Source organism: Sedimentisphaera salicampi, from assembly GCF_002117005.1.
Taxonomy (GTDB): domain Bacteria; phylum Planctomycetota; class Phycisphaerae; order Sedimentisphaerales; family Sedimentisphaeraceae; genus Sedimentisphaera; species Sedimentisphaera salicampi.
The window spans coordinates 997,685-1,019,938 of record NZ_CP021023.1 but is presented as its reverse complement, the minus strand read 5'-3'; the positions used below and the strand labels follow the sequence as shown (position 1 = coordinate 1,019,938).

Genomic DNA, 22,254 nt, shown 5'->3' with positions numbered 1-22,254 from the left:
TCAAATCTTTTCTAAATTTAACAAAAAAAGCCGTAAACTTTGAGAGAGCTTACGGCTTAAATACCTTTTTTAAGTGCACAACTTTTCCGGAAGCTTCTCTCATTTCTCAGGAAGCCAGCACCAGTAAAAGCTGTTGTATGCACATGTAATCATAAAAATTTTTCCTTTTCGTTTCTATTTACAGAAACATCATATTAAAATAAAAACGGCAATCAAGTTTAAAAACTGTTATTTTTAAATTTTTTGCCGTTTTTGTTTATTTCTGCTTTTCTTTTTGCTGGTTTTTGTCCTTATCAGGCTCAGAAGGCTTGCTTTGTTTTTTCGGTTCCTTTTTTTGCTCTTCTTTTTCGGGAGTCAGTGAATCGAGGAATTTTTTCCATTCAGGCTTGCCTGTTGCAGGTATAGTGCTCAGTTTCTCAAGGAATGCGGCCTTATTTTCCTTGCTGATTTCTTTATCGTTCAGCAGAGAGAGGGTTAGCTTATGTGCCTGCGAGTCTTTTGTGAAATCTGTCCTGCTTATAACCAGCTTTAGCACTTCGCTGAAGCCTGAATAATCCTTTATCTTCGCAAATACGTTCAAAGCCCTGTTCTGCTGCTCGGGAGAAAGGGTGTCCGCTGACATAAGCTTTCTGTAGCAAACAGCAGCCTGCTGATGCATATTTCTGGAATAAAGGGCATTGGCAGCTGTTTTGAAAGATCCAATGGAAAGGTTGTTTTTCTGCATCGCAGCCTCAAGCAGTTCAGCCTTCTTTTTCTCAGGCATATCATAGCTCTGCAGATGAGAAACAACTGTATCAGAAACCTTCCCGTCTGTTCTTTTCATTATGCTTTTAAGGGCATCTGCTGCCTGCTCGGGCATTTGCTTTATCTTGCTTTCTATCCATTTAACGTCCTTGCCGTTGCCGGCCTGAGAGGCTATCTGAAGTGATTTGGATAGTATCTGCTCTGACCTATTGTAAAGCTCGGCGCTGCGGATCTTCTGGAGCAGATCAGACTTGCTTATAACCTCAAGGCAGGATATTGCCGCACTGAGAAGTTTGTCGTTCTTGCTGGAGAGCGTCTGGCTCAAAGCAGGCTCAAAGAGTTTCACAGCGATAGAGCGGTAATGAGCGTTCTGGGCGAAAAGACCCGCTGAACGTTCGAGGATCTCTGCTGCATAATTCTGGTTTTCTGTAACAACAGACTGATATTTTTTTAGAATCGCCTTGAAGTATGCCCGTGTTTCCTCTTCGCTTATGCCGTTTCTGTCGAGCAGTTTCCTTATGGATTCCACTGCCGAGAGAACCTGCGTGCGGTTTCCGTTCTGGATCATATTTCTTGCTGTATTCAGAGCAAAAACCCGCACCTTCGGCTCTACCTTAACCTCAGAAGACTGGAGAAGACCAAAATAGCAGCTCTCAGTTAAGGCTTCAAACTGTGCGAGTTTTGCCTCGGGATTTGTTTCCCGCTGCAGCTGGGTGTACAGCTCCTGAGAAGGATTGCACTCAGCCAGATAAACCATAAGCTCGGCTGTGGCTTTGCGAAGCTGTGCCTTCTCGTCCGAAATGAGTGTTTTGAGTTTTTCCTTTATCTGATCGGGCACTTCCGCATTGCTGCGCCACTGCTCTGCTTTACGAACAGCCCAGAGCCTTACATTGAAGTTTGGGCTCTCAAGCTTTTCTATGATCAAAGCCACCTTCTGCTCAGTCTCTTTGGTGCTGTCGTAGAGCCTGTTTAGGGTGTCGAGCAGCTCGTTTTTCAGTCTGCCGCTGTAGTTTTCGAGCTCTTTTATCGTTTTGTTCTGGGCTTTGAGTTTGTTTTCGATTAACTGTTCAGGGCTCTTTTCTTTGAGTTCTTTTATGTACTCTTCCCATACCTTGCTGTTATCCTCTTCAGGAGCCCAGCCCTGAAGTATTTCTGCTGCTTTCTTTGCTACTTCTTTGTCTTTCAAATCCAGCGCAGCAATCATCGTCTCAACAGCCTTCTTCTCTGTGAGGTTTAAAGATAATGTGTGCAGAAGGTTCAGCTTGCCCTTTTTGCTTGTGTCTTCAGAGAGCAGTTTTTCCTTGAGTTTTTCTCCGTACTCTGTGTAACCAAAGCCTGAAAGGCTCTGAGCAGCCTGCTGTGCCATAGCCGCATCGCTTGATGAAAGGAAGTTTACAACTATATTGACGTATTCTTGCCGGCGGGGGAGTTTCTTCTCCCAAGTGTCTCTGTTTTCTATTGCCTGCAGAACTGCCTGCTGAGATTCAGGGCTGCCTGAGCTGAAAACCTGTTTGATAATTTCTAATGCTTCTTTCTGCTGGTTGCTGAGAAGTATCTGCTTTGCTGCGGAAGCCCTCATCTGAGGCTCTTTGTCAGAGCTCAGGGTAGATTTATATATTTCCAGCTTTTCATTTTCTTCATCAGCAAACGCAAAATGCCTCTCTCCGCTTGCAGTAAGCAGTAGAAGCATTGTAAATATTTGCAGAGCTTTCTTTATCTTCATTATAGTTTTTAAAGGAGTTGCAGGGTAAAAAAGTTAAAGTTTATCCACGAGTAAAGCCTGTTTTTCCCGCTTCAGGCATAATATACTGAAAGTATAATCAAAACACCTGTCTTAAGTCAATTCTTTATTCTTGCAATTAACACTTTATTCTAAAAAAGCAAAGTTGAAAAACATTGCCATAATGCTAAAATCCTTATTCTATATTACATAATTTTCAAGGTTTTGTTCTCAAGGAAAGGATATTAAAGCGAATCGTTATAAGAAAAACAGAATACCCGGAAGCGTAGGCGTGGTGGAAACGAAGAAACTGAGCATTCTTGAAGAAGGCGAGGTTTTCGAGCTTGAATCGGGCGGCGTACTTAAAGAAGTTGAAGTTGCCTACGAAACCTACGGCGAGCTGAACCAAGACCGCTCAAATGCTGTTTATATCTGCCATGCGCTTACAGGTGATGCGCACGTGGCCGGATACAGCACCAGCGAAGACAGCAAACCCGGCTGGTGGGATGATATGATCGGTCCGGGCAAGTATATTGATACAGATAAATACTTTGTTATATGCTCGAATTTTCTCGGCGGCTGCTCAGGGACAACTGGGCCATCCTCGATAAACCCGGATACTGGGCTCAAGTACGGGCTTGATTTCCCGCTCTTTACCATAAAAGATATGGCGCGGGTTCATAAGATGTTTGTTGATAAGCTCGGAATTGAAAAGCTTCTGTGTGTGATAGGCGGGTCTATGGGCGGAATGCACGCAATGAGAATAGCTATAGATTATCCCGAGAAGGTGAAATGCGTTGTTCTTATCGCCACTACCTCCCATCTAGGAGCCCAGGCTATTGCATTTGATGCGGTAGGGCGTAATGCGATTCTGGCCGATAAACAATTCAACAGCGGGCAGTATCCCGAAGATAAAGGCCCCGATAGGGGGCTTGGGATAGCCCGTATGATTGGACATATCACCTACCTTTCCGAAGAAGGAATGAGGCGGAAGTTTGGCCGTGCGCTTAGAAACTCCGATGATTACAGCTATGATTTCGACCCTGAATTCTCAGTGGAGACATACCTCGACCATCAGGGAAGAAGGTTTGTTGAGCGATTCGATGCAAATTCCTACCTCTACATCACAAGGGCTATGGATTATTTCGACCTTGAGAAGGAATTCGGCTCTCTCGAGAAGGCCTTTGCTTCGGTTAAGGCCAGGTTCTTTGTGGTGAGCTATTCGAGCGACTGGCTCTTTCCGCCAAAACACTCGCAGGAACTCGTTGATGCCCTTGTATCAAACGAAAAGGATGTTTCATACGCCAACATCAACTCTCATCACGGCCATGATGCGTTCCTGATCGAAACGGATGTTATCGGGCCTTACATAGAAAATTTTGTCTGGGCTACATCTCGTAAAATGGCAGATTCCTTTGCTTACACACCAAGCAGCGAGCCGGGCCGGTCTGATTATGATATTATCCAGAATCGGTTTGTTGAAAGCGGGGATGTTTTAGATCTCGGCTGCGGCGAGGGAGAGCTGCTCGCAAGGCTCAGAGATGTAAACAAATGCGATGTTTTGGGCATCGATATCGATACTGAATCAATAGGCTCGTGCCTTAAGAAGGGGGTGCCTGCTGTTTGGGCGGATATTGAAGATTCGCTGGAATCTTTCGCTGACGGCCAGTTTGATTATGTAGTGCTCTCGAAAACCCTTCAGACAACCAAACGGCCAAAAGAACTGCTCAAGGAGATTGTACGGATTGGGAGAAAGGCCGTAGTTACTTTCCCGAATTTCGCTCACATCAGCTGCCGGACGCAGCTCTTTTTTGCCGGAAGAGCCCCTACTACAAGCTCTCTGCCGTACAGCTGGTATGACAGCCCAAATGTTCATTTCTTCTCAATGAAGGATTTTGAAAAGCTCTGCCGAAGCATCAATATTCGCATAGAGCAGAGAATCGTGCCTAGAACAGCAGGAACGGGGATTGTAAATTTTCTGCCTAACCTTTTCGGAAGAGAGGCGATTTATCTTATCAGCAGAGAATCATAATCGAGCAGAAAGAAATTTTAAATTTTTGTTTAATTTTCCATTTCAAAAGCTGAAATTTAAAACTTTTGTTTTATAATCAGGGTATGTTTAACAATACAATTTTTAACACTTGATTTTCAGGAAAACTTTAAGGACAGCAAAATGAATCAGAGAGTGAGGAAACTAAGGGAAGAAAGCATAAACACGAAGCCCTTTATCTGTCCCGAACGTGCAGAGCTTGTAACAGACTTTTACATAAAAGAGCTTGATGAAAGGCTTTCTGCACCAATCGCCCGAGCGAGGATGTTTGAATATATTCTGGCCAATAAGAGCATACATATATCCGAAGGAGAGATGATAGTCGGCGAGCGGGGCTCAGGGCCGAAAGCCGTTTCTACGTATCCCGAGATATGCTGCCACAGCATTGAAGATTTAGAGATTATGAGCACCCGGGAAAAAACACAGTATGCAGTTTCTGATGATGTGAAGAAGGTTTACAAAGATCGCATCATACCCTACTGGCAGGGAAAAACTATGCGGGAGGAAGTCTTCGAACGAGCAGGTGAAGATTGGATGAAGGCCTTCGATGCGGGTGTTTTCACTGAGTTTATGGAGCAGAGAAGCCCGGGGCATGCCATTCTCGATGACAAAATATACAACCGAGGCCTCAATGATTTCAAGGAGGAGATAAGGGAGAGCGTTTACGAGATTGAGTCTGACAGCGAGGCAAAGGAGAAGCATCAGCAGCTTGAAGCTATGGCTATAGCGGCAGATGCCCTGATTATGTTTGCAGGAAGATATGCAGACCTCGCCGCCGAGCTTGCAAAAAATGAAAGCAACAGTGAGAAGAAAGAGCAGCTGCTCGAGATTGAAAGGATTTGCAGGAAAGTCCCTGCCTCAAAGCCCGATACATTCCGCGAAGCCCTGCAGATGTACTGGTTCATTCATCTGGGCGTAATAATCGAGACAAACCCATGGGATTCATACAACCCGGGCAGAATAGATCAGAACCTTATGCCTTTCTATGAGAAAGAGATTCAAAGCGGCCGGCTGACCAGAGAGCAGGCCGTAGAGCTTCTGGAATGCTTCTGGATAAAATTTAACAACCATCCCGCTCCGCCCAAAGTTGGTATTACAGAAGAGCAGAGCGGAACATATACAGATTTTTCTCTCATTAATGTTGGCGGCGTTCTTCCCGCTGACGGCTCAGACGCCGTTAATGAACTCTCATATATGATTATGGATGTAGTCGAAGAGATGCGTCTAACTCAGCCAAGCTCCTGCATTCAGCTGAGCGAGAAGAATCCTGATAAATTCCTCGAAAGAGCCTGCAAGGTGATTTGTGAAGGGTTCGGCCAGCCGAGCGTTTTTAATACTGATGTGATAATAAAAGAAATGCTGAATGCAGGTAAGTCTCTTGAAGATGCAAGAAACGGAGGCCCGAGCGGCTGCGTTACAGTAAGCGCTTTCGGAAAGGAAAGCTGCATCCTCACCGGCTACTGCAATATGCCCAAGATTTTAGAGATCACCATAAATGCAGGCGTTGACCCGCTTACAGGCAGGCAGGTTGGGCTGAAAACAAAGCCAGCAGAAGAGATTGAAAGCTTTGATGATTTTCTCGAGCAGTATAAGCGGCAGCTGAACTACTTCATAGATTTGAAGATATCACTCAACAGCGAGATAGAAAGACTTTATGCCGAGCGTATGCCAGTTCCGTTTATGTCTCTGCTTGTTGACGACTGTATAAATAGAGGACTTGATTACCACAACGGCGGACCGAGATACAACCCCACTTACATTCAAGGCGTTGGTCTTGGTTCAGCGGCTGATGCGTTTGCAGGGCTGAAGTACAATGTTTTCGATGAGAAGAATATATCTATGAAAGAGCTTGCTGAGGCACTCAAGAATAACTTCGAAGATAATGAATATCTCCGCCAGCAGCTCTTGAACAAGACCCCTAAATACGGCAACGACGACAATTATGCCGACGAGATTGCCAAAAATGTGTTCCAAATGTATTACGATGCATTAAACGGCAAACCAAACACAAAGGGCGGCTTCTATCGTGTGAACCTTCTGCCCACTACCTCGCATATTTATTTCGGCACGGTAACGGGGGCTCTTCCCTCAGGTCGAAAGGCAGGAGAGCCGCTCTCAGACGGAATCTCGCCAACGCAGGGGGCTGATCAGGTCGGCCCTACGGGTGTTATCAAGAGCGCATCCTGTTTTGACCACTCTCTCACCGGCGGCACTCTTCTTAATATGAAGTTCAGTCCCGAGCTGATGAAGGACAAAGGGGTAAAAGCCCTTGCAGACCTTATCAGGTCATATTTTAAGCTTGGCGGGCATCATATTCAGTTTAATGTTGTGGATAAAGAAACGCTTCTTGATGCCCAGCAGAATCCAGAAAAGCATAAAGATCTGATTGTGAGAGTGGCCGGATACAGCGATTATTTCATTGTTTTAGGAAAAGAATTGCAGGATGAGATTATCAAACGTACCGAGCAGGATGTTTGATTTTAGATTGTAAAAATGGCCTCTTAGAGAGGAATAAACTATAAAGGTGTTTATTTTTTTATATCAATAACTTGTGGTAAAAACTGTTTCTTATATAATATTTTTATGCTAACGCAGTTTAATCAGCATTAATGTTACGCTTATTGGAGACTAAAATGAGATCTTTTCGTATTGTTTTTACAGCGTTGTTTGTTTGTGCCGCAGCCCTTCTGACAGGCTGCCAGACAGCAGAATTTGCTTTGAATTATCAGCCCGGCGAGGTTGATACATTCAAGGTTTCTCAGGAAACTACTAAGGAAGTGAGCTTCGAACAGCCCTCGAAAGAGAAAAGCAAGCTGGACAGAAATGTCGGCAGGGTTGAGATGGTGTTCGACCAGAAGGTTGATTCACTCAAGCCGGACGGGACTGCAATCCTCGATATTACTGTAAAAGAGCTTGTGTTCTTCTCAAAGAACAGCAAAGGGGTGAATGTAGATTTCAACAGCAAAGAGGATGAAAGCGGGACCCTTGCATCTATTATAGGCGAGTCTTACAAGATATCCATGGCTGCCGATGGTACGGTTGAAGTGGTGGATAAAGAAGACATAATGAAAAAATGCCGCACCAGAGAAGCCAAAACAATTTTCAAGGATGATTACATCATCAAAAGGCATACTATAAGAGGGATTCCAAAGCCCGGCACGACTGTAGCAAAAGGCAAGAGCTGGGATAGATATTCGGCAAGCCCTAAGGGAGCTCTTGATTCCAAGGCCTTCAGAAAAACTTATGAAGTCGAAAAGATGCAGGACGGCATCGCTCATATAGAAATGACCGGCTCTCAGACTAATAAAGAAATTGAAGGGCTTGATGTGGGCTCAGGCTCTATGGGCTTCATGGCAAACATCTTTGACACAAAAGACACTTTCACAGGCAGTATGGTTTATAATACTGAAACCGGTGAGGTGGTTAAGTCTTCAGAATCTCTGGTGAGCGAGCATGTGGCAATGGAGCAGCCCAAAGGCGGCGATACTAAAAAAGGGCCGGATGTTCTTACTATGAGGTTCATTCATAAGTACTCATTTGAAAAGATCTAAAAGCAAACTCAAATGCCCGCTGAGCTCTTACAGCGGGCATTTTGTTTTTTGATTATGGCAAACATTTTTATTGAGGAGTGTTAATTTGAAGAGAGCTTTACTTTTATCAGCCGCTGCTGCTGCTGTTCTTATTTCTGGATGCAGCAGCCAAAAAACCTATCTCTCGCTCGGTTTTGACAAGCAGGATATGGTGTACAACTTTGTTTCACAGCGTGATATTACGCTAACTCTTGAAGGCAGCAAATCCGGCAAAAAGCAGAACGCATCTGAGAAGCTCAATATGCAGATTGCTTATAAACCTGTGGAGGTTGATGAGCTTGGCAGCACCGTTCTTGAGGCAGAATGCAGGGATATAAGCGTTCAGCGCAGCTCATTTACCGGAAAGAAAAGAAGCTCAGATCCGCTCGAGGTTCTTGAAGGGGAGAAGTGGAAAATCAAGATTAACTCTGCAGGCGAGATTGAAGACTATTCCGGCCTTCAGGAAGCCCTCGCCAAGGCTGGCAAGCAGGCAATAAAAGAAAGCGGAAAACGCCGCATTAAAGATCCCGATATGATTCTTGATTTCGCTGCTTCTCAGTGGACACTCTGGAACGCAGTGGCCAGTGCTAATAAAAAGTCTTTTGGAATCTCTCCCGGGCAGGAGTGGGAATCTGTGCTGATGGTTCCATTTGCTGTGGGAATTCCTGCAGAAAGAATCGTTACATACAGCCTTCCCCCCGAGATTCAGCCTGAAGATGAGAGCCGAATGATTATAAAAAGCAGCTATGAACTAAGCACATACAAAGAGGCAGAAGACGGCAAACTGAAATTTACGCCATCAATTGAGCCCCGTCCAAAGCCCTATGAGGGCTCATTCCAAACCAAAGGGATGTTTGGCTTCCTGCGGAACTATAAGCCCCTGAGCCTTGAAGGCGAGGGTAAAACAGTTTACGACCAGCTCGAAGGCGTTCTTATAAGCGAAACGCAGGAGTATGATATGGTTATGGAGGCGGGCTTTATGATTCCGCTTGGAGACAGCGTGCCGAAATTGGATGTGCATCAGAAGATAACAGTTGAACTGGCAGAATGAGAAGCGAATTTGAAAAGAAAAACCTCTGGGCGCCTTGGAGAATGGAATACATCCAAGGCCTTTCCGGCAGCTCAGAAGGCTGCTTTCTTTGCGGTTATGCAAACGAGCCGGAGAATGATGCGAAAAATTTTGTTCTTTTTAGGACAGAGCATTCGATGGCCGTATTCAATAAATTCCCATATAACAACGGCCATATTATGATATGCCCTCTCAGGCATACTGGCGATATAGCAGATTTAGGCGATAACGAGATGCTCGATTTGTTTAAGGGCGTTAAGAAAACTCAGGCCCTGCTGCGAAAAGAAATAAGCCCGGATGGGTTTAATGTTGGGATAAATATCGGCCGCTGCGCGGGAGCAGGCCTGCCTGGGCACGTGCATATTCATATTGTTCCCAGATGGGACGGCGATACGAATTTTATGGCAGTATGCGGGCAGACTGATGTCGTAAGCCAGGGGCTTAGAGATTTGTACGACAAACTGATAAAGCATTGTTAGTTTGAAAGATATTCGATGAAACCGTACGCTGTAACTGAGGCAAATTCAAAGGGAAGAATCTACGAAAACACCCCGCACCCGTATAGAGATGCCTTTGAACGCGACAGGGACAGAGTAATCCACTGCAGCGCATTCAGAAGGCTTGAGGGCAAAACGCAGGTCTTCACGCCAGGCCAGGACGACCACTACCGAACCCGCCTTACTCACAGCATTGAAGTTGCTCAGATTGGGCGGACAATCGCAAAGTGTCTCGGCGTAAACGAGAGCCTCACTGAGGCAATCTGCCTCGCCCACGATCTTGGCCACAGTCCTTTCGGCCATTCCGGCGAGGAGGCGCTCAATATAATTATGGCTGGCAGCGGCGGCTTCGAACACAACATACAAACGCTCAGGGTAGTGGAGGTGCTGGAGCATCCGTACCCGGCGTTCCCTGGTCTGGATTTGTGTTATGAAACACGTCTTGGGCTCTCAAGACATCTCAGCCCGTACGACCCGCCCCATAGCGATGAATGCATTGAAAAAAACTGCTCGCTTGAAGGCCAGATCGCAAACATAGCCGACAGAATCGCATACAACTGCCACGACCTTGAAGACGGCCTCAGAGCAAAGGCCAAGGTGATTGATGTACCGCAAGTTTGGGAGCTTGAGATAGTTAAAAGGGCGGTTGTTGAGCTTCGGGAGCAAGATATCAGCGACGGATTTATAAGAAATGTGCGGGTTTCAAAGAAAATACTCGACAGCTTGGTAAGCGATGCTATCGAAACCAGCGTTAAGCTTATTGAAAACGCAGGCATAGAATCCCTCAGCGACATATACCAGCGAAGTGAGCCGCTGGTTGGTATAAGCAATGATTCGGATTCTGCCCTCCGTGAGCTTGAAAGCTTCCTGGTGAAAAATTTGTATAAGTCTGAGAAGGTTCGGGCTACAACGGAAGAAGTGGCAGGGTGGCTGGAGAAAATTTTCGAATATTTCTACGAAAACACAGACGAAATTCCGGGCTACTACCGCTCATTTGAGAAGGAATACGGGCGTATGAGGATGGTTTGCGATTATATCTCGGGTATGACAGACCGTTTCTGTATGCGTATGCTCGAAGAGCTCGACGGCAGGGAATAGCAGTTCGTTTCAATACATAAAAAAAATAAAATTGTTAGGGTTGAACCTCTGCTTTCCTTTGAAGCTGCCGCCTTTGGCTTTCTTCCGCATCTTCCATCCTTTAATTGCAATTGCGAAGGTTTTTTTTATAATTATTGCTGGAAAAATAAAAAATTAAATTTTCTGGATGGTAAAAATGGCCGGCAATTACACACAACTCGATAAGCTCGAAAATCAAAGCATTTTCATAATCCGTGAGGCGTACAGTCAGTTCAGAAATATTGCTATGCTGTGGTCTATCGGCAAAGACAGCACAACACTTCTCTGGCTCGTTAGAAAGGCGTTTTTCGGCAAAATTCCATTCCCGATTATGCACATTGATACGTCGTACAAATTTCAGGAGATATATGATTTCCGAAATAAGTATGCTGAAAAGTGGAATCTTGATTTGAAAGTTGCGAAAAATGAAAAAGCCCTCGCCGAGGGAATGGGGCCGGATAAGGGCAAGTTTGAATGTTGCAATCAGCTCAAAACCCTCGCCCTGAAAAACGCAATAGCAGATTATCAGTTTAAGGCGCTCTTGCTTGGAATAAGAAGAGATGAGCACGGAATTAGGGCAAAGGAGAGAGTTTTCAGCCCGAGAGATCAAGACTTCGAATGGGACTACAAAAACCAGCCACCAGAGCTCTGGGATCAGTATAAAACTAAGGCCGCTCAGGAAGAGCACCTCAGAGTCCATCCCCTGCTTGGATGGAGGGAAGTGGATATCTGGGAATATGTCAAACGCGAGAATATCCCGGTTCCCAGCCTCTATTTTGCCAAAAACGGCAAAAGATACCGCAGTATCGGCTGCGAGACCTGCTGCGGACCTGTAGATTCTAACGCAGAAACCATAGATGATATAATAGCAGAGCTGAAGAGCACAAAAGTCTCTGAGCGAAGCGGAAGAGCGCAGGACAAAGAAGACGACTATATGATGCAGAAACTCCGCACTCTGGGGTATATGTAGGAACGAGCATTACAATTGGGGCTTATGATACAGCTATGAAATTAGAAGAATTCACTGAGAAGTTTCAAGAATTAAGGGATAAGCAATACGTTCGTTCTTTAAGAAAAGGCCCTACCGGCATAGGATATACATTCGAGACAATGATGGGCATAGATGAAAATAATTTCGCCCTCTCAGATATTCCTCAAGCCGAGATAAAAACTCATAGACAAAACTCTCAGTCTATGATTACTCTTTTCACTTTTAACAATAAAGCATGGCAAATTCCGCCTCTTGAAGCGATAAAGAAATATGGTTCTGAGGATTCTAATGGCAGACTGGGTATATACTTTACAATGAAGCTCAAGCCTAACAGCCAGGGACTTTTTCTGCATTTAACTGAAACTGATATTTCAGTTAGGCATATAAGCGGAGAAATAGTTGCTGTATGGCAAATTGACTCTCTTGTGAAAAGATTTAAGGAGAAAATCCCAGCCTTAATTTTTGTCTCTGCCTTTACTGAACAAAGAGGAGATATTGAATATTTCCATTTCTACAGAGCGCAGTTATTAGAACAGATTACGCACGCCAACCTTTTGAATCAGTTTAAAGAGGAAAATGTTTTTGTAGATTTGAGGTTGCATGATAAGGGAACAAGAGCCCGAAATCATGGAACTGCATTTAGGGTGTATGAACATAAATTGCCTTTGATTTTTGGAAAAAGGAGGGATTTGTAATGTCATACGCAAAAACATTGCCTGATACAGACTGGGATTTTAGGCTTGAAAACACTAAGACATATACCCATTGTTATCATGGTTATCCTGCTATGATGATTCCTCAAATTGCCAATAGGTTAATTAAATATTACGGCTCTGATGCTCAGCAGCTTTTTGATCCATACTGCGGATCCGGTACATCGTTGGTAGAAGCAAATGTAAACGGAATAAATGCAGTAGGAACAGACTTAAATCCATTGGCAAGACTAATAGCTGAAGCAAAGACTGCGTTGCCGGAAATTGAAAAAATAAAATCAAAAATTGATTTTTTTTCTAACCTTTTTTTTTCCAGCAGCTTTAAATGCGTTGAGGAAGAAAAGGCAAACTTGCCGGTATTTCCTAATTTACATTTTTGGTTTAGCGAAGAAGTGATTGAGAAATTATCACATATAAAGCGGTACATAGATGAGATTGAGGACAGAACAGTTTCACTGTTTTTTTATGTTGCCTTTAGCGAAACAATTAGAGAAGCAAGCTACACAAGAAATAGCGAATTTAAATTAGTTAGAATCCCTGAAGCTAAAAGAAAAAGCTTTTCTCCTGATGTTTACGGGATATTTCTCTCTAAGCTGCAAAGAAATATCCGAGGCTTATTAGAATATTCAGAAATTATGCAGGGCGTAAATGCCAAAACAAAGATTCTCAGTTTCGACACAGTAAAAACTGTTGAACCATTGAAAAGCTCTGAAATTGATCTTGTAGTAACCTCTCCTCCCTATGGGGACAGCAGAACTACTGTTGCCTATGGCCAATTTTCCCGTCTCGCAAGTCAATGGCTTGACCTTGAAGAGCCAAACAAAGTCGATAATAATTTAATGGGCGGTAAACGGTATTTTTCCAAGATTCACGAAATGGGCTTTGAAGAAGTTGATTCATCAATTGATAAGATAAGACAAATCGATGAGAAGAGAGCGATTGAAGTGTTGTCATTTTACGAAGATTACTATAAATCAATCAGCAACATCTCCAAGATAATAAGAGACGGGGCTTTTTGCTGTTATGTAGTTGGGAATAGAATTGTTAAAAACACAGTTTTGCCCACTGATGAAATTACTAAAGCTTTCTTTGAAGATAATGGTTTGAGGCACATTGACACTTTTAATAGAAACATCCCAAATAAAAGAATGCCCTCCAAAAACAGCCCAACAAACAAAACAGGCGCGAAGAGTGCAACTATGAGCAGAGAATTTATTGTTGTGATGAGAAAAGAGTAGGCCTTTTTTGCAAAGCTTCGGACTGATAATCATAGCGTTTTTCTGCGAATTTGTAGACGCCACGCTCGGAATGGGCTACGGGACAACTCTGACTCCTGTTCTGATGCTTCTATTCGGCTTCGAGCCTCTGGAGATTGTCCCCGCTGTTCTGCTGAGTGAGCTGGTAAGCGGGCTGCTTGCCGCAGTACTGCACCACTTCCATGGAAATGTAAATCTGAGGCCGGAAACGATGAACGCCCGCAAGATTGCCGAGCAGCTCAGCAGCATAGGCTATATCGAGAGCTTCAAGCAGAACACCCCGAGGCACCTCAAAATCGCAATCCTCCTTTCTCTGTGCAGCGTTGTCGGCACGGTTGCAGCGATTTACGTGGCTGTGAATATCCCCGAATTCTGGCTCAAGCTCTATATCGGCGTTTTGGTGTTCTCAATGGGACTTCTGATAATGATATGCCTCAAGAAAACTTTCCGCTTCTCCTGGCATAAGATGACGTTTCTCGGCGTGCTTGCCTCATTCAACAAGGGGATCTCCGGCGGGGGATACGGCCCCGTAGTAACCAGCGGCCAGATCCTCTCAGGAGTAAACAGCAAAAGCGCTGTGGGCATAACAAGCCTCGCCGAAGGGCTGACCTGCCTTGTAGGCGTTGTGCTGTATGTGTACGTTCTCAAGCAGCCGTTCGATTTCCGCCTCGCCCCTTGGCTATGCACGGGTGCGGTGCTTTCCGTTCCGCTCTCTGCGCTTGCGGTGAAGAAGGTGAGCTCTGGGAATATGAAGATGCTCATAGCAGTGATAACTATGGCCCTCGGGCTCTTTACACTGCTCAAACTCTTCTTTTGAGCTTGTTCTTTTTGCTTGAAAAATAATCCCTGCAGAATATATTTCAGCAGGTTAATGAATGCTAAATAATTATAACAAACAGCAAAGGCAGATATATGGATAATGTACTGAACTTCGTAATAGTCGGACACGTTGACCACGGAAAATCAACCCTCATCGGCAGGCTGCTTTACGACACCGATTCACTCCAGCCAGACAGGATCGCCGAGATGGAGAAGATGAGCAAATCCCGCGGGCGTGATGAGAATGAATTCGCATACCTGCTCGACCACCTCGAAGAGGAACGCAAGCAGGGCGTTACGATAGACACAACGCAGGTTTTCTTCAGCACAGACAAGCGGCATTACGTTATCATTGATGCCCCAGGGCATGTCGAATTTGTGAAGAATATGATCACCGGAGCATCTCAGGCTGAGGCGGCAGTTCTGATTGTAGATGCCGAAGAGGGCGTGATGGAGCAGACAAAAAGACACTCGTATATGCTCAATATGCTCGGCCTCAAGCAGATAATCACAGTAATAAACAAAATGGATCTCGTCCAATACAGCGAAGAGAGATTCAAGCAGGTTCAAAGCGATGTGCAGGAGTTTCTCGCATCCATTGGAGCAAGCTCCGATATAACGCTCCCGATAGCCGCCGCAAAAGGCGATAATATCGCAAAGCCCTCGGAGAATATGCCTTGGCATAAAGGCCCAACATTCCTCGACAGCCTCGACAGCCTCAAAGGAAGGATCCCCGCTGAGGACAAGAGCCTCATATTACCCGTGCAGGATGTTTACAAGGTGGATGACAAGCGGATAAATGCCGGACGCGTGGAAGCGGGCTGCATTGAGCAGGGCGAGGCCGTGAAGGTGATCCCCTCAGGCCAGAAAACAAAGGTGCAGTCTGTGGAGAAATTCCTTGAGGAGCCCGAAAGGGCGTGCGCAGGCGAATCAATCGGCATAACAACTGAAGATGCCCTCTTCCTCGACAGAGGCGATATCGTATGCAGAGAAGGCGGCGAGCCGACCCTTGCAGACTGCTTCCGTGCGAGAATCTTCTGGATGAGCAAACGCCCCCTCGATACATCCGAAAGGCTCTTCATCCGCTGCGCAACCCAGCAGACCCGCTGCTCTATAGATACTATCGAGAAACGCATAGACTCCTCAACGCTCAAGGTGCTTGAAGAAAACGGCACAAAGCTGGAAAATCTCGAAGTAGGCGAGGTGATTATCAAAACGAAAAAGGAAATCGCCTTCGATGATTTCAACAGCACTCAGGAGATGGGCAGATTCGTGCTGGTGAAAGACGAAAATATCGTTGCCGGCGGAATAATCACAGGCCGATAGAAAGTAACAATCCCTTGATGATTCCCCCGCTGCTGCGAAGAAACAGGGCAGTTTTAGTTTCACATGGGGGAAGAATAACAGCTGTTAAAAATTTGATTCGTTTAAAAAAAGAGTGGGCAGATCGTTGCGATCTGCCCTCGCGTTTTTAAGGAGGCTTTGTGTTGGTTGTTGTTATGTGTTTTTTAAGGAGAATTGCGGATGAGAGGACTCGAACCTCCACGGGCGTAAAGCCCATTAGCACCTGAAGCTAACGCGTCTGCCAATTCCGCCACATCCGCGGGAAGCCGCAGATAATATCGAATCGGCAAAAAAAGTCAAGCTGTTTATTGTTTAATACAGCTTTGCGTTTGCTCCCGCATCCACTGTTTTGAGAGGTAAAAGTTTTGACGTACAGGAACCATTCCCTCTAAAACAATCGTTATGATATTAAGTTTTTTAAAGAGGTCAAGAGAAAAAGCAAAAAAAATTGAAAAATTTTTATTTGACTTTATTTCTCATTAAACCGTTTCATCACAATGCTTTACGGGGAAGTCTTGCTTAAGTTCTCAAAGATTTGCAAAAAATTGAAAAAAGTTTTCTATTAACACAAAAAAACGGCTCAGGATTCTACACCTGAGCCGCTGATGTTGCTTTATTTAATCTTAGCGATTATTCTTCGATTTTCAGCTCAGTGCCTTCAGCTTGTTTTTCCGCCTGCTTTTTCGCTTCTTTTTCTTCTGGTTTGAATACGTCTGAGTAGCGGATTGTGGCTGCCTGCATCATATTCTCACGGATTTTATCCGCTGCTTTACCCATCTTCTGATTTACAAGCTGCTCACGGATTTCGTTTTTCTGGTCTTCAAAAACCGCTTCCTTGGCTTCTTTTTTGTCAGTAACAAGGATGATATGGTATCCGAATTTAGTTTCTACTACATCAGACATTTCGCCAACATCCAGAGCAAAAGCTGCATCCTCGAACGCACCAACCATTCTTCCGCGTGAGAAGAATCCAAGGTCCCCGCCGCGCTCTGAGCTTGGGCAGTCTGAGTTTTCTTTAGCGATCGCAGCGAAGTCGGCGCCGTCATTGATTTTCTTCAAAAGTTCTTCAGTCTTTTCCTTGGCTGCCTGCTTGTCTTCATCGCTTTCGGCTTTAATGAGTATGTGGCTTGCCTTAACCTGCTCAGGGCTAGCGAGCTTTTCTTTGTTGGAATTGAAATACTCTTTCACTTCCTTATCCTTAACCTTCACATCGTCCGCAGAGAGCTTATTGATAATCTTCTCAAATTCAAGGCTCCTGCGCACCTGATCGAGCAGCTCGCCGTAATCCTTGCCCGAATCTTCAATCATCTTCTTATACTGCTCAAGAGTGATGTCTTTGGAAGAAATCATATCGGTTACTTCCTTCTCGCATCTCTCATCGCTCACTGAAATACCCATTTCTTCTGCCTTCTGAGAGACGAGCTCACCGAAGATGATTGTATCAAGCACGCGTTTCTTGATTTTCTTAGCCTGAGACTCACGCATCTGCTTTGGATACCTGCTCAGGGTCATTTCGGCAAGGCTGTTTACCTTATCCATACCGATCTTTTCGCCGTTCACGATAGCCGCAACGCCGCTGAGGTCTTTAGTTTCTGATTGTTTCTCCGCCTCTTCCGCTGCTGCGAAAGTTACAGTTAACAGGGTTACTATTAACAAAGATTTGATAAGTTTCATTTTTTTCCTTTCAAGATTTTTCCTAAATTTAAGAACACTGCCATACAATTGTGAACATCAACTTATATAAATCAAGTGATTTTCAAAATAGATTCAAACTATTTTACTGCTGCAATTGAGATAAAATTAAAACACTTAAACCACAGATAGAACTGAGAGTATCCAGCTTCACTAAGCCTGCTGAAATGTTTTTTTGTTGTGTCCGGTACAAGTACATTTTCAAGAGCTCTACGCTTCTGACTTATCTCAAGTTCGCTGTAGCCGTTTAAACTTTTAAATTTATGGTGCATTTTTACCTGAAAGTTTTGCTCCTGCTCATCTTCATAGCAGATCTTCTCTGATAAAAGCAGCATACCGCCCGGTCGGGTGTTTGAGGCGATTCTTCTTATAATTTCATCCCTGTTTTCAGGGCTGAGAAACTGCAAAGTGAAATTTACAGCGCAGAGTGAGCAGTTTTCGATTTTGGTATCGAGGATGTCTTCCCGGCGAACATCTATCTTTACATTGCTCGGGTCTTGCTCTACTATATGCCTGCACCGGCTTACCATCGCCTCTGAATTGTCCACAGCGATTATTTTGCAGCCTTTCTTATGCTCTAAGCCTCTTCGCATTGCAATAGCAGACGCTCCAAGCGAGCAGCCCAGATCGTAGCACACAGCCCCGTCTTCGGCAACCTGCTCTGCGAAAACTTTCGTCATCGCCACAACCGTTGCATATCCCGGCACGCTCCGCCGGATCATATCATCAAAAACGCTTACTACGTTCTTGTCAAAAACGAAATCCGCCACCTTCTCGCGGTACTCTGAGTATATTGAATCTTTCTTCTGCTGCATATTATTTTTATTTTAAGCAGTGCATTCTGGGCAGGTTTCGCCGTGGTCGGCGTGTTCTCTGCACTTAATCACTTCAGCCGAGATTTTCTTGTTCGCAAGGCGGATGTCAAACAGTCCCTTGATTTTATCGCTGCCGTCTTCAATAACGCATGCGTAATCAATGTTGTACGCCCTGAAATACCGCATCGCCTCTTCCAGCTCCATATCGGGGCTTATGTGGTCTTCCATGGGCTTCATAATATCGCATGCCAAAAGCCAGCTTGCAGTGTCCCTGTATTTGAGCGTTTCTTTTATGCCCTCAATAGACATAGAGCCTATAACCTTCCCTGAATCCTCCACTACCGGATAGTAGGTGAAATCGTTTTCTGAGAATATCCTAAGCACTTCATCAAGGGTCTGGGAGGCATATATAGTTACGGGATTTTCAACCATAACATCGCGCACCTTGTATTTCTTTATCAGATCCTCCTCAGTTACGTTCAGCCCTATTTCGCCGGCCTTCTTAACTGCATACTTCACAGAAACCGGCCCGAGAAGCTGAACGAACAGCGTTGTAGCAGTTACCACAAGCACGATCATCTGCGCAATTTCCGGCTGGTCGGCGAATTTGTGGCTCGCCATAATACTCAGCCCAACTGCAACGCCGCCCTGAGCGAACAGACAGCAGCCCAGATACTTCTTCACTACAGCCTGCGCACCTGAAATCTTAGCTCCAATAAATGCTCCGCCCACCTTTCCAAGGCTCCTGAAAACCACATATCCCGCAGCTATCGCAAGAGCTGCGCCTTTAAGCCCCTGAATTTGGATCCCCGCTCCAACGAATACAAAGAAAAGTATGTATATAGGCGGGCTGAATTTCTGTATCATATTAAATGTTTGAGAGCTGAGCCTTGGTGCGATGTTCACGATCGTGAGCCCGAGGCACATGGAGGAGAGGATTACGTCGAAATGAAGGGCAATGCTAAGCCCGATTGTAAGCAGTACCGAGCCTACAGCGAATGTAAGCATACTGTCTGTATCGTGGGTTCGCTTGAGGATCCACTGCAGGATGAATCCGCCCGCTACGCCCAGAACAATCGCTCCGCCAAGCTCATAGACAGCGCTCAGCAGCGAAGCTGCCACTCCGCCTTCCGCTCCGCCTGCTATAATTCCAGCTACGCTTGTACCGATTCCGTAGAGCGTGAGGGCAAGGGCATCGTCCAGGGCCACTATCGCTGTTGCGGCGGTAGTTAGAACCCCGCGGGTTTTATATTCCCAGAGAACCTGGATTGTGGAAGCGGGGTCTGTGGCCGAGGAGATTGCTCCGAGCACAAGGCCTACTGCAGAGGCCATCTGAATGTCCTTTGTGAACAGGTAGTATATCGCTCCGCTGGCAGCTCCTACGAGCAGGAAGGCTGTTATACCCTCGCCTAAAAGGATACTCATAAACTGCTTGCCGTACTTTTTGAAGATCTCGGCCTTCAGCTCGCCGCCTATCATAAAGCCGATTATACCAAGAGCAAAGAAATTCAGCGGCTCAAGGGTTTTTATCGTTTCAGTGGAGATGATCTTCAGCCCGCTCTCTCCAATTATAGCACCTATCACAATGTACCCTATAACCTGCGGTACGTGAAGGCGCTGGAAAAGCTTGGCTCCCAGTATTCCGCCGAATACTACGACTCCCATCATTAAGACAACGTTTAAGTGTTGAATGTCTATAGGCATATTATTCCCCGCATTGCGGACTTTTTATAACTATTATGTGTGAGTATAATTAAATCTGGCCGGCACATTTTCGTGCACCGGCCAGCTGAGATGTTTAAGTATTATTTTTTCGAGAGAAAAGGATTAAGGCATATTGGGTTCGCCGCCTGCCATACCTTCTTCTTCTGCTGCGGCTTCACCAGCTCCTTTTTCAATCTGGGTTTCAGCGGCAGACTGAGTTTCCTGAGCAAGATAGTCAGAGAACAGTTCAAGGTTTTCGGAGTTTGCTGCATCCTCGCTGAGTTCAATCCAGTCTTCTTTGTGAAGCTCGAAAATTGATTTTACGATATCCTGATATGCCTGCTGGTCTTCAGGTTTGTCGAGCTTGTCGAATTCTTCGATCAGATACATCAGCCGGTCGAGCCTGTCCTGCTTTTCCATTCCTGAAACCTGCGAAAAAGCCACTTTGGCGTTTTCGTATTTCTCCATGAGTTTTTGCTGAGCGGTTTTGAAATCGATCCCGTATTCTTTGAAGAGGCCGGCAAGATAGCTCGTGCCGAATTGAGGGTCGTTCTTTATTGAATAGTCTTTTATTGAATCGAGCTTTTTGAGAAGCTCTTCTTTAAGCTGCTCATTTCCGCCTCTTTCCTCAGCGAGCTTGAGTCTGCTGTAGATTTGCCTCATATAGCCTCTTGCCGCTGCGTCCTTGCCGGAGTTGGTTTCCGCCGCATCTAAAGCATTCTGGTACAGCTCGAAGCTTTTATCAAATGCTGCATCTATTTTGCTTTCAGCTTGATTCAGCTTTTCTTCACATTTGCTTATCAAAGCTTCCGGCAAAACAGCGGCTTCCTGCTGCTGAAGAGTGCGGAGATTATTCAAAGATTTTGAAACCGAACCAAAAAACTCTGCCTGAGTGTTCCTCAGCGAAACAAGGGAGCTTTGAACCTGCGCCTTCTGGACAGCTGCATCTGAGGAGAGATTGCCCTTCACTTCAGAATAAGCCTGCATTGCATCCGAATAAATCTTTTCGATCTCGGATGCCCTTGCCGAAAAGCCCTCTACAACAGAATCAAGCTTTCCAGCCTTGTCTGTAACATAAGCTCTTCCCTTTTCAATAAGACCGCCAAGATAGGAAAGCTGCTCGGAGAAGCCAAGCTCAGAATCCATATTTTTGAGAAAATCAATCCTGTTTCTAACCTCTTCGGCATCATTTTTGAGCATTGAAAGAAGGTTTTCAATGCTTTCTTTTTCAGCTTTCAGCGGTTCGAGCTTATCCATAAGTTTCTGCATCTGAGATTCAAGCGAAAACTGAGACTTACCGCTTGCCTTTCCTCTTATAATGCTGAAGGCCTTGTCTTCAAGCTCTGCTCTTTTATCGCCGCTTTTCAATTCAGCTTTGTTGAAAAGGTTTACCGTTTCAGATTTTATCTTCACCAGAGAAGACTTAACGTTTTCGACCTCTGATTTGTATTCATTGATCTTTGATTCAATGCTGCTGAGCAGGTCTTTCTTTTCGGATATCTTTGCCTCTATGCCTGATTTCTCTTCGAGCAGTTTCTGGAGTTTTTGTTTCTCAGAAGTGCCGGTTTCTGAAAGCATCTTCACCATCTCCATATCGGAGGCGTATTCCGAGAGTTTTGAGAGTTTATCGCCTGCATCTTCAATCACGCTGCCTGCCTCAAGCGAGATGGTGTTGAGTTTATCAGAGAGCTTTTCCGCTTTGGCTTGGTAGAGCCTGCCGGCAAGCAGGTGAACCTGCTCTGCCTTCCCGCCAGCCTTCTCAGCGTATTCTCTTGCCTTTTCCACCTCTTCAATAGCGGCCTGAAAGTCGTGCCCGCCGGTTTCGGCTTTGTAGTCCTGTACAGTCCGTACAGCTTTTTCAATCTGCTTGCCCGCTTTTTCTGCCGCCTGATCTTCAGGGTTTTTCCCGCAACCGCCTGCTGCTAACACTGAGGCGAGGAGAATAAGAAAAAATTTCTTCTTTAGTATGTACTTCATCTCTAAACGCTTATAAATAGTAAAATTATAAAGATAGCACTTTCAAGACGGTGATTCTATATCCGGCAGAATCTTTTTCAAGAAAATATTTTTTTTGACTTGCCCTCAGAGCTTATACGCAAGGTTGAATAACACCCTAGCCGGTGTATAATGCTGGATACTGAATTTACCCCGAAAG

Annotated in this window: 16 protein-coding genes and 1 tRNA gene; 11 read left to right on the top strand and 6 right to left on the bottom strand. The window is 45.1% G+C overall.

Annotation, left to right across the window (positions count from 1 at the left end; genetic code table 11):
* Window positions 1-256 precede the first annotated feature (256 nt).
* On the bottom strand, window positions 257-2,467 hold the full coding sequence (locus STSP1_RS03770; protein ID WP_085755068.1) for a hypothetical protein: 2,211 nt from the start codon (window positions 2,465-2,467) through the stop codon (window positions 257-259).
* 292 nt (window positions 2,468-2,759) lie between these two features.
* On the opposite strand from STSP1_RS03770, the gene metX reads away from it, so the two are divergent.
* The 11 genes from metX to STSP1_RS03715 all read left to right on the top strand — a co-directional run bounded on the left by metX (window position 2,760) and on the right by STSP1_RS03715 (window position 15,870).
* On the top strand, window positions 2,760-4,496 hold the full coding sequence (gene metX / locus STSP1_RS12655) for a homoserine O-acetyltransferase MetX (protein WP_123806970.1): 1,737 nt from the start codon (window positions 2,760-2,762) through the stop codon (window positions 4,494-4,496).
* A 141-nt stretch (window positions 4,497-4,637) separates the two neighbouring features.
* A complete protein-coding gene (hypD, locus tag STSP1_RS03760; protein ID WP_085755066.1) occupies window positions 4,638-6,992 on the top strand; it encodes a trans-4-hydroxy-L-proline dehydratase in 2,355 nt (784 codons plus the stop codon).
* A gap of 155 nt (window positions 6,993-7,147) precedes the next feature.
* The gene (locus STSP1_RS03755; RefSeq protein WP_085755065.1) at window positions 7,148-8,065 is read left to right on the top strand and encodes a hypothetical protein; all 918 of its coding nucleotides are present in this window, start codon (window positions 7,148-7,150) and stop codon (window positions 8,063-8,065) included.
* A gap of 85 nt (window positions 8,066-8,150) precedes the next feature.
* Window positions 8,151-9,134, top strand: coding sequence for a hypothetical protein (locus tag STSP1_RS03750; RefSeq protein ID WP_085755064.1), 984 nt, complete (start codon window positions 8,151-8,153; stop codon window positions 9,132-9,134).
* Window positions 9,131-9,631 (top strand): HIT family protein, encoded by a 501-nt coding sequence (locus STSP1_RS03745; protein ID WP_085755063.1) that lies wholly within the window; start codon window positions 9,131-9,133, stop codon window positions 9,629-9,631. Before STSP1_RS03750 ends, STSP1_RS03745 begins: the two co-directional genes overlap by 4 nt.
* A gap of 15 nt (window positions 9,632-9,646) precedes the next feature.
* Window positions 9,647-10,747 carry a dGTP triphosphohydrolase gene (gene dgt, locus STSP1_RS03740; protein WP_085755062.1) on the top strand — a complete coding sequence of 367 codons (1,101 nt, stop codon included), beginning with the start codon at window positions 9,647-9,649 and terminating at the stop codon, window positions 10,745-10,747.
* A gap of 175 nt (window positions 10,748-10,922) precedes the next feature.
* Complete coding sequence (gene cysD, locus STSP1_RS03735) at window positions 10,923-11,735, top strand: sulfate adenylyltransferase subunit CysD (RefSeq protein ID WP_085755061.1); 813 nt, start codon at window positions 10,923-10,925, stop codon at window positions 11,733-11,735.
* A 35-nt stretch (window positions 11,736-11,770) separates the two neighbouring features.
* Entirely contained in the window at window positions 11,771-12,451 is a 681-nt protein-coding gene (locus STSP1_RS03730) for an MvaI/BcnI family restriction endonuclease (RefSeq protein ID WP_085755060.1), read from the top strand.
* Window positions 12,451-13,707 carry a hypothetical protein gene (locus STSP1_RS03725; RefSeq protein WP_085755059.1) on the top strand — a complete coding sequence of 419 codons (1,257 nt, stop codon included), beginning with the start codon at window positions 12,451-12,453 and terminating at the stop codon, window positions 13,705-13,707. Before STSP1_RS03730 ends, STSP1_RS03725 begins: the two co-directional genes overlap by 1 nt.
* A 7-nt stretch (window positions 13,708-13,714) precedes the next feature.
* A complete protein-coding gene (locus STSP1_RS03720; RefSeq protein WP_085755058.1) occupies window positions 13,715-14,542 on the top strand; it encodes a sulfite exporter TauE/SafE family protein in 828 nt (275 codons plus the stop codon).
* 95 nt (window positions 14,543-14,637) lie between these two features.
* A complete protein-coding gene (locus STSP1_RS03715; protein WP_085755057.1) occupies window positions 14,638-15,870 on the top strand; it encodes a sulfate adenylyltransferase subunit 1 in 1,233 nt (410 codons plus the stop codon).
* Window positions 15,871-16,063: 193 nt separating this feature from the next.
* Here STSP1_RS03715 and STSP1_RS03710 read toward each other — a convergent pair.
* The 5 genes from STSP1_RS03710 to STSP1_RS03690 form a co-directional block, all read right to left on the bottom strand.
* Window positions 16,064-16,148: transfer RNA gene (locus STSP1_RS03710), tRNA-Leu, on the bottom strand.
* A 370-nt stretch (window positions 16,149-16,518) separates the two neighbouring features.
* Window positions 16,519-17,562, bottom strand: a complete 1,044-nt coding sequence (locus STSP1_RS03705; RefSeq protein WP_085755056.1) for a peptidylprolyl isomerase — start codon at window positions 17,560-17,562, stop codon at window positions 16,519-16,521.
* A 98-nt stretch (window positions 17,563-17,660) separates the two neighbouring features.
* Window positions 17,661-18,395 carry a carboxy-S-adenosyl-L-methionine synthase CmoA gene (cmoA, locus tag STSP1_RS03700; RefSeq protein WP_085755055.1) on the bottom strand — a complete coding sequence of 245 codons (735 nt, stop codon included), beginning with the start codon at window positions 18,393-18,395 and terminating at the stop codon, window positions 17,661-17,663.
* Window positions 18,396-18,407: 12 nt separating this feature from the next.
* A complete protein-coding gene (locus STSP1_RS03695; RefSeq protein ID WP_085755054.1) occupies window positions 18,408-20,099 on the bottom strand; it encodes a cation:proton antiporter domain-containing protein in 1,692 nt (563 codons plus the stop codon).
* 123 nt (window positions 20,100-20,222) lie between these two features.
* The gene (locus tag STSP1_RS03690) at window positions 20,223-22,076 is read right to left on the bottom strand and encodes a hypothetical protein (RefSeq protein WP_085755053.1); all 1,854 of its coding nucleotides are present in this window, start codon (window positions 22,074-22,076) and stop codon (window positions 20,223-20,225) included.
* Between the last annotated feature and the right edge of the window lie 178 nt (window positions 22,077-22,254).

Excerpts from the sequence above, each read along its gene's own strand:
- STSP1_RS03770 (WP_085755068.1), bottom strand. The coding sequence starts at position 2,467 with ATGAAGATAAAGAAAGCTCTGCAAATATTTACAATGCTTCTACTGCTT.
- hypD (WP_085755066.1), top strand. The coding sequence starts at position 4,638 with ATGAATCAGAGAGTGAGGAAACTAAGGGAAGAAAGCATAAACACGAAG.
- STSP1_RS03755 (WP_085755065.1), top strand. The coding sequence starts at position 7,148 with ATGAGATCTTTTCGTATTGTTTTTACAGCGTTGTTTGTTTGTGCCGCA.
- STSP1_RS03745 (WP_085755063.1), top strand. The coding sequence starts at position 9,131 with ATGAGAAGCGAATTTGAAAAGAAAAACCTCTGGGCGCCTTGGAGAATG.
- dgt (WP_085755062.1), top strand. The coding sequence starts at position 9,647 with ATGAAACCGTACGCTGTAACTGAGGCAAATTCAAAGGGAAGAATCTAC.
- cysD (WP_085755061.1), top strand. The coding sequence starts at position 10,923 with ATGGCCGGCAATTACACACAACTCGATAAGCTCGAAAATCAAAGCATT.
- STSP1_RS03730 (WP_085755060.1), top strand. The coding sequence starts at position 11,771 with ATGAAATTAGAAGAATTCACTGAGAAGTTTCAAGAATTAAGGGATAAG.
- STSP1_RS03725 (WP_085755059.1), top strand. The coding sequence starts at position 12,451 with ATGTCATACGCAAAAACATTGCCTGATACAGACTGGGATTTTAGGCTT.
- STSP1_RS03715 (WP_085755057.1), top strand. The coding sequence starts at position 14,638 with ATGGATAATGTACTGAACTTCGTAATAGTCGGACACGTTGACCACGGA.
- STSP1_RS03705 (WP_085755056.1), bottom strand. The coding sequence starts at position 17,562 with ATGAAACTTATCAAATCTTTGTTAATAGTAACCCTGTTAACTGTAACT.
- cmoA (WP_085755055.1), bottom strand. The coding sequence starts at position 18,395 with ATGCAGCAGAAGAAAGATTCAATATACTCAGAGTACCGCGAGAAGGTG.
- STSP1_RS03695 (WP_085755054.1), bottom strand. The coding sequence starts at position 20,099 with ATGCCTATAGACATTCAACACTTAAACGTTGTCTTAATGATGGGAGTC.
- STSP1_RS03690 (WP_085755053.1), bottom strand. The coding sequence starts at position 22,076 with ATGAAGTACATACTAAAGAAGAAATTTTTTCTTATTCTCCTCGCCTCA.